At 74.9% G+C, this 7627-nt stretch carries 1 protein-coding gene; it reads right to left on the bottom strand.

The genetic code is table 11. The features are described from left to right. Positions 1 to 3: 3 nt before the first annotated feature. A complete protein-coding gene (locus JOE68_RS01520; protein ID WP_372443350.1) occupies positions 4 to 7539 on the bottom strand; it encodes a non-ribosomal peptide synthetase in 7536 nt (2511 codons plus the stop codon). Positions 7540 to 7627 lie beyond the last annotated feature (88 nt).

Below are 7627 nucleotides of genomic sequence, written 5' to 3'. Positions count from 1 at the left end.
TGCTCACGCTTCCCGGTCGGCAAGGGCTTCGAGGTCGGCCAGCACCAGGTCCTCCACCAGGTCGGCGAGGCTGGACACGGTGCGGGCGGTGAGGACGTCGCGCGGTGAGAGGTCGACGCCGAACGCCGACTTGGTCCGGGACGTGATGCGCAGGCTGCGGATGGAGTCGCCGCCCAGCGCGAAGAAGCTGTCCTCCACGCCGACCCGGTCGACGTCCAGCTCCTCCGCCCAGATGGCGGCGATGGCCTCTTCGGTCTCCGTGCGCGGCGCCACGTAGTCGCCGGAGGTGACCGCGTCGCGCTCAGGCGCGGGGAGCGCGACGCGGTCCAACTTTCCGTTGGCGTTGAGCGGCAACCGTTCCAGCGCCACGAACGCCGTCGGAACCATGTGCTCCGGCAGCACGCCCGAGGCGTGCCCGCGCAGTTCCGAGACCTGCACGGGCCCGTTCGGGACGTAGTACGCCACCAGACGTTGGTCCTGCTCCAGCACAACGACCTGGGTGACGGCGGGGTGCGCGGCGAGGACGGCTTCGATCTCGCCGAGTTCGATGCGGAAGCCGCGGATCTTGACCTGGTGGTCGGCGCGGCCCAGGTAGTGCAGTTTTCCGTCGACCCAGCGGGCGAGGTCGCCGGTGCGGTACATCCGGGATCCCGCATCCCCGAAGGGGTTGGCGATGAAGCGTGTGGCGGTGAGGCCGGGTCGGTTGAGGTAGCCGCGGGCGAGTCCGGGTCCGGCGATGTGCATCTCGCCGGTGACGCCGGGCGGCACCGGTTCCAGGTCCTCGTCCAGCACGTAGACGCGCAGGTCCGGTATCGGCTCGCCGATGGTGCCGTCCGCCGGGGTGTGGGTGACGTGGACGGTGGTCTCGGTGATGCCGTACATGTTGATCAGCTGTCCGGTGCCCTGCCAGCCTTGGATCTTGTGCTGGTCGAGGGCTTCGCCGCCGAAGATGACGTAGCGGGGGTCGGGTTGTTCGGGCAGCAGTTGGTAGAACGCCGAAGGCGTCTGGTTGAGCACGGTCACGCCTTCCTCCCGCAGGAGTCGGGCGAAGTCGCGCGGTGACCGGGACACCTCGTGCGGGACCACGACGAGTCGTCCGCCGTGCAGCAGTGGTCCCCACAGTTCCCAGACGGAGAAGTCGAAGGCGTAGCTGTGGAACAGGGTCCACACGTCGTCCTCGTCGAAGCCGAACCAGTGGTCGGTGGCGGAGAACAGCCGCACGACGTTGCCGTGCGGGACGACCACGCCCTTGGGCTTGCCCGTCGACCCGGACGTGTAAATCACGTACGCGGCGTTGTCGGCCCTCAGCGGCACGTCGGGAGCGGTGGCCGGGTAGGGGGACAGGTCCGGCAACCCGTCGAGCACGGCGACGGGTTCGGCGTCGGCGATGGTGCCCGCGATGCGGTCGGCCGGGTAGGACGGGTCGATCGGCAGGTAGGCCGCGCCCGACTTCAGCACGCCCAGCACCGCCACCACCAGGTCGACCGAGCGCGGGAAGCACAGCGCCACCAGGCGCTCCGGTCCCGCGCCCAGGCCGATCAGGTGGTGCGCCAACCGGTTGGCCCGCTCGTCCAGCTCCCGGTAGGTCAGCCGGTCGTCGGCCAGCGACACCGCGGTGTTGCCCGGGGTGCGGGCGGCCTGGGCGGCGAACAGGGCGGTGACGGTGGTGGCGGGGGCGCCGGCCCCGGTCGGGTTCCAGTCCACCAGCACGCGGCGGCGCTCGTCCTCCGACAGCCACGGCACCCGCGCCAGCGGCCGGTCGGGGTCGGCGGTCAGCCCCACCAGCAGGGCCTTGAGCCGCTCACCGAGCCGGTCGACGGTCGCGGCGTCGAACATCGCGGGCTCGTAGCCCAGCAGCACGCCCAGCCGCCGCGCCGGGTAGACCGTGGCGCTGAGCGGGAAGCTGGTCGTCTCGACCGCCTCCAGCTCGCGCAGGCCCATCCCGTCGGCGAGGTCGGCCGGGTAGTTCTCGAAGACCACGGCGCTGTCGAACAGGGCGGTGCCGCCCGGCACCCCGCTCCACGCCTGCAACCGGGTCAGCGGCACGTGCTCGAACCGCCGGGACTCCGCCTGCGCCGCCTGGAGGTCGCGCAGCCACTCGGCGACCGGCCGGGCCCCGTCGACCCGCACCCGCACCGGCAGGGTGTTGATGAAGATGCCGGTGATCGCGTCCACGCCCGGCAGGTCGGTGGGGCGGCCGGACACCGTCGCCCCGAAGCAGACGTCCCGCTGCCCGGACGAGCGGGCCAGCAGCAGCGCCCACGCGCCCTGCACGACCGCGCTGGGCGTCACCCGGTGCTCGCGCGCGAACTCGTAGAGCCGCTCCGACTCCGCCTCGGTCAGCTCGACGGAGTGCCGGGCGGAGGTGGTGGCGGGCCCCAGGGCGGGCCGGTCGGCGGGCAGCGGCGTCGGCGCGTCGAACGAGCCGAGCACCTGCCGCCAGTGCCGCTCGGCGGCCTCGTCGTCCTGCTCGGCCAGCCACGCCACGTAGTCCCGGAACGGCGGTCGCTCGGCCGGTTCGCCCAGCACGTCGGACAGCACCTGGAACACGCTCCAGCCGTCCAGCAGGACGTGGTGGAAGGTCCACAGCACCCGCACGGTCCCCGGCGCCAGCCGGATGATCGCGACCCGCATCAGCGGCGGCGTCGCGAGGTCCAGGCCCACCGACCGGTCGGCGGCCAGCAGCGCCGCGAGCCGGTCGGCCCGCGCCGCCTCGTCCAGGTCGCTCCAGTCCAGGAAGGTGAACGGCACCTCGGCGTGCGCGTGCACCACCTGCAGCGGCTCGGGGACGTCCTCCCACAGCACCGAGCTGCGCAGCACGGGCGTGCGGTCCACCACCCGCTGCCAGGACCGGGCGAACGCCTCGGAGTCGGGCACCCCGTCGACGACGAACGTGGTCTGCTGGAAGTACGCGCCCTGCTCGCCCAGGCCGTGGAACACCATGCCCGCCTGCATCGGCGTCAGCGGGTAGGCGTCCTCCCCGGTGATCCGGTCCACCTGCTGCTGGGTCAGCCGCGCCAGCGGGAAGTCCGACGGGGTGCGCCCGCCCGCGCCGGGCTCGGCGCAGTGGGCGAGGATCGCGCGCAGCGCCGCGGTGAACCGCTCGGCGAGCTCCGCGATCGTCGCCGCGTCGTGGTTGGCGTCGCTGTAGTACCAGGTGAACTCCAGCCGGTCGCCCTGCACCCGGCCCACGACGTCGAGCAGGTGCGGGCGCGGCATGTCCGGGTCGGCGGCGAGGTCGAGGTCGCGCTGGTCGCCGGTGAACCGGCCCAGGTAGTTGAAGCTCACCTGCGGGTCGCACGCCGGGCCGCCCGCGAAGTGGCGCAGCGCGCCGTAGCCGATGCCCCGGCCGGGCACCGCGCGCAGCTGCTCCTTCACCGACTTCAGCGCCTCGCCCCACGGGCGCGGCACGTGCAGCGACACCGGGAAGACCGTGGTGAACCAGCCGACCGTGCGGGACAGGTCGACGTCGTCGAACAGCTCCTCGCGGCCGTGGCCCTCCAGGGCGAGCAGCACCCGGTCCCGGCCGGTCCAGTCGGCCAGCACGCGGCCCAGCGCGGTCAGCAGCACGTCGTTGACCTGCGTCCGGTACACCTCCGGCACGTCGCGCAGCAGCGCCGCGGTCTCGTCCCCGGTCAGCCGCGCGGTCACCTCGCGCCCGGTGGCGTAGGTGTTGGGCCCCTCGCGGTCGGTCGGGATGCCCGCGCCGGACACCGCCCGCCAGTGGGGCAGCTCGGCGTCGAAGCCGCCGGCGGCGGTGTGCTCGCGCAGCCGCCGCGCCCAGTCGCGGAACGACGTCGTCCTGCGCCCGAGGCGGACCGGGAGGCCGGCGGCGGCCTGCCGGTAGGCGGTCATCAGGTCCTCGGCCAGGATGCGCCACGACACGCCGTCCACCACGAGGTGGTGCGCGACCAGCCGGACCGAGCGCGCGTCGAGCACCTCGGCCCGCAGCAGCGGGACGCCGTGCCCGACGGGCTCGTTGACCTGCCGGTCGGCCTCGAACCGCATGCGCAGCGCGTCGTGGTGCTCCACCAGCGCGGCCACCGCCGCCCGCAGCGCGTCCTCGGCCAGGTCGTCGTCGAAGTCGACCACGAGGGACTGCTCGAACAGCGTCGAGCCGGTGCCGAGGAACCAGCGCTGGATCGGGGTCAGCGGCGCCTCCCCGGTCACCGCGCCCTGGTCGGTGTCCGGCGGCAGGTCGCGCGTGACGTGCGGGGCCAGCGCGGCGATCGTCTGGTGGGCGAACACGTCGCGCGAGGTCAGCACCAGCCCGGCCTGGCGGGCGCGGGTCACCACCTGGATGCTCAGGATCGAGTCGCCGCCCAGCGCGAAGAAGTTGTCCCGCACGCCGACCCGCGCCGCGCCCAGCACCTCGGCGAACACCTGCGCCAGCACGGCCTCCACGGGCGTGCGCGGCGCGACGTAGACGCGGGGCTCCTCCGGCGGCGGGGGCAGGTCGTCGCGGTCGAGCCGGTCGAGCCCGACGAAGGTCGTCGGCACGCTGTGCGGGGGCAGCACCTGCCCCAGGAACCCCTCCAGCGCCGCGGGGCTGACCGGCGGCGTCACGTAGGCCACCAGCCTGCGGTCGACGGCCACCACCGCGGCGTCGGCGACCTCGTGGTGGCGCCGCAGCGCCTCCTCCACGGCCGCCGGGTCGACCCGCGAACCCCGGATGCGCACCGCGTCGTCGGGCGGGAAGTCCAGCTCCACCAACCCGCGCAGCGGGCGGTCGGGGTCCTCGACCACGTCGTGCAGCAGCGCTTCGAGGTCGGCGGCCAGCGCCTCCGCGGTCGCGGCGTCGAACAGGTCGGTGTTGTACTCCACGGTCAGCGCCAGGGAGTCCTCCCGCGGCCAGAACTCCACCACGAGGTCGAACCGGGCGTGCGGGCGCGGCAGGTCGTGCTCGACCGCCGCCAGCCCGCCGAAGTCGGGCCGCCGCAGCAGCGGCTGGTGCAGCGCCACCACGGCCTGCACCAGCGGCGTGCGGCTCGGGTCGGGGTCGGGGCCCAGCTCGGCCACCAGCCGGTCGAACGGCACGTCGTCGTGGGCGAACGCGCCCAGCACGGTGTCGCGGACGTGGTCCAGGAAACCGGTGAACGGCAGCTCCGGGTCGACCCAGGAGCGCAGCACCAGCGTGCGCACGAAGAACCCGACCGCCCGGTCCAGGTCCGCGTGGTCGCGGCCGGAGGTGACGGTGCCCAGCGCGACGTCCCGCTGCCGGCTGCGCGCCGACAGCAGCACCTGCACGGCGGCGGTGAGCGTCATGAACAGGGTGGCGTCGTGCGCGCGGCCGACGCCGGTCAGGCGCTGCACCAGGTCGGGGCGCAGCTGCCGCCGCAGCACCGCGCCGGAGGTCGTGCGCAGCGCGGGCCGCGGCCGGTCGGTGGGCAGGTCCAGCGCCTCGACCCCGGCCAGCCGGTCGCGCCAGTAGGCGACGTCGCCCTGCGGGCGCTGCCCGTCCCACACCGCGAAGTCCGGGTACTGGGCGGTGGGCGCGGGCGGCTCGACCCCGGCGTAGAGGTCGGCCAGCTCGTCCAGCAGCACGCCCACCGACCAGCCGTCGGTGACGATGTGGTGCTGCACGAGCACGAGGACGTGGTCGTCGGGCCCCAGGGGCTGGAGCACCGCCCGGGTGAGCGGCCCGCGCCGCAGGTCGAACGGGACCGCCAGCTCGCTCTCGTCGCCGGTGGTCAGCGGGATCGAGCCGTGCTCGGCGACCACCTGGACCGGCTGCCCGGCCACGACGTCGAACGTGGTGCGCAGGGCGTCGTGCCGCCGCGCCAGGGCGTCCAGCGCCCGGCGCAGGCGCGGCACGTCCAGCGGGCCGGTCAGCCGCAGCGCCGCGGCCGTGTTCTGCTCGGCGGTGCCGTCCAGGGAGAACAGCCGGCGCTGCGCCGGGGACAGCGGCAGCGGCCGGTCGCGCGGCGCGCGGGGGATCGGGGCGCGCGCGGGCAGCGCCTCGGCCAGCTCGGCGACCGTGCGGTGGGCGAACATCGCCCGCACCGGCAGCCCGCCCAGGCGGCCCAGCGCCCGCACGGCCAGGATGGAGTCGCCGCCCAGCGCGAAGAAGTCGTCGTGCGCGCCGACGCGCGCGACGCCGAGGACCTCCTCCCAGACCCGCGCGACCCGGCGCTCGTCGTCCGTGCGGGGCGCGACGAAGCCCTCCGGCACGTCGCCGACCACCGGCGCGGGCAGCGCGGCGCGGTCGAGCTTGCCGTTGGGGCTCAACGGGAGCGCGTCCAGCTCCACGAACGCCGCCGGCACCAGGTAGTCGGGCAGCGCCGCCGCCACGTGCTCGCGCAGCCCGGCCGTCGCGCCCACCACGTAGGCGACCAGCCGCTTGGGCTCGTCGCGCGCCACCACCACGACCTGGCGCACCGCCGGGTGCTCCCGCAGCAGCGCCTCGACCTCGCCCGGCTCCACCCGGAAGCCGCGGATCTTCACCTGGTGGTCGGCCCGGCCGACGAACTCCAGCTCGCCGTCCTCGCGCGCGCGCACCACGTCGCCCGTGCGGTACATGCGGGAACCGGGCGGCCCGAACGGGTCGGCGACGAACCGGGACGCGGTCAGCCCGGGGCGCCCCAGGTAGCCGCGCGCCAGGCCGACCCCGGCGACGTACAGCTCGCCCTCGGCCGCGGGCCGCAGCCCGTCGTCGAGCACGCGGACCCCGGTGCCCGGGATCGGCCGCCCGATGGGCGGCGCGCCGCCCGGCTCCAGCGGCCCGCTCCAGCTGGTGACCACCGTGGACTCGGTGGGGCCGTAGGCGTTGACCATCCGGCGGCCCGGCGCCCACCGCCGCACCAGGTCGGGCGGGCAGGCGTCGCCGCCGACCACCAGCGTCCGGAACGCCGGCAGCGGCCGGGGCGGCACGGTGGCCAGCGCGACCGGCGGGATCAGCGCGTGCGTCACGCCGAAGTCCTCGATCACGTCCGCGAGCTGGTCGCCCAGCAGCGGTCCCTCCGGCGGCACGACCAGGGCGGCGCCGGCGGGCAGCGCCATGCACAGCTCCAGCACCGAGGCGTCGAAGCTGGGGGAGGAGAACTGGAGCACCCGGTCGCCGGGCCGCACGTCGAAGTGGGCGATCTCGGCCTCGGCGAACGCGGGCAGGCCGCGGTGCGTCACCACCACGCCCTTGGGCCGACCGGTGGAACCCGACGTGTAGATCACGTACGCCGGGGAATCCGGGAGTATGAGCACTCGGGGGTCGGTGTCGGGTTGGTCGGCGGGGTCGGTGTCGGAGGAGTCGTCGAGCACCAGCAGCGGGTCGGCGTCGGCGAGCATGAACGCCTTGCGCTCGGCCGGGTAGGCCGGGTCGACCGGCAGGTAGGCCGCGCCGGTCTTGAGCACCGCCAGCCGCGCGACGACGCTGTCGACCGAGCGCGGCAGGGCGACCGCCACCACCCGTTCCGCGCGCGCGCCGCGGGCGATCAGCAGGTGCGCGAGCCGGTTGGCCCGCGCGGCCAGATCGCGGTAGGTGACCGTGCCCCCAGCGGACACGATCGCGGGTGCGTCGGGTGTTCGATCGACCTGCGCACCCACCATTCTCGGCAGGTTCCGGGCAGCGGTCATCGCGAGCAGTGCCTTTCCAGGGGTCGGCGGGCGGCGGTACCTCTACCCGCGGATCGGA

The organism is Saccharothrix algeriensis (assembly GCF_016907655.1).
Classification (GTDB): domain Bacteria; phylum Actinomycetota; class Actinomycetes; order Mycobacteriales; family Pseudonocardiaceae; genus Actinosynnema; species Actinosynnema algeriense.
This window is presented reverse-complemented; position numbering and strand designations above follow the sequence as displayed.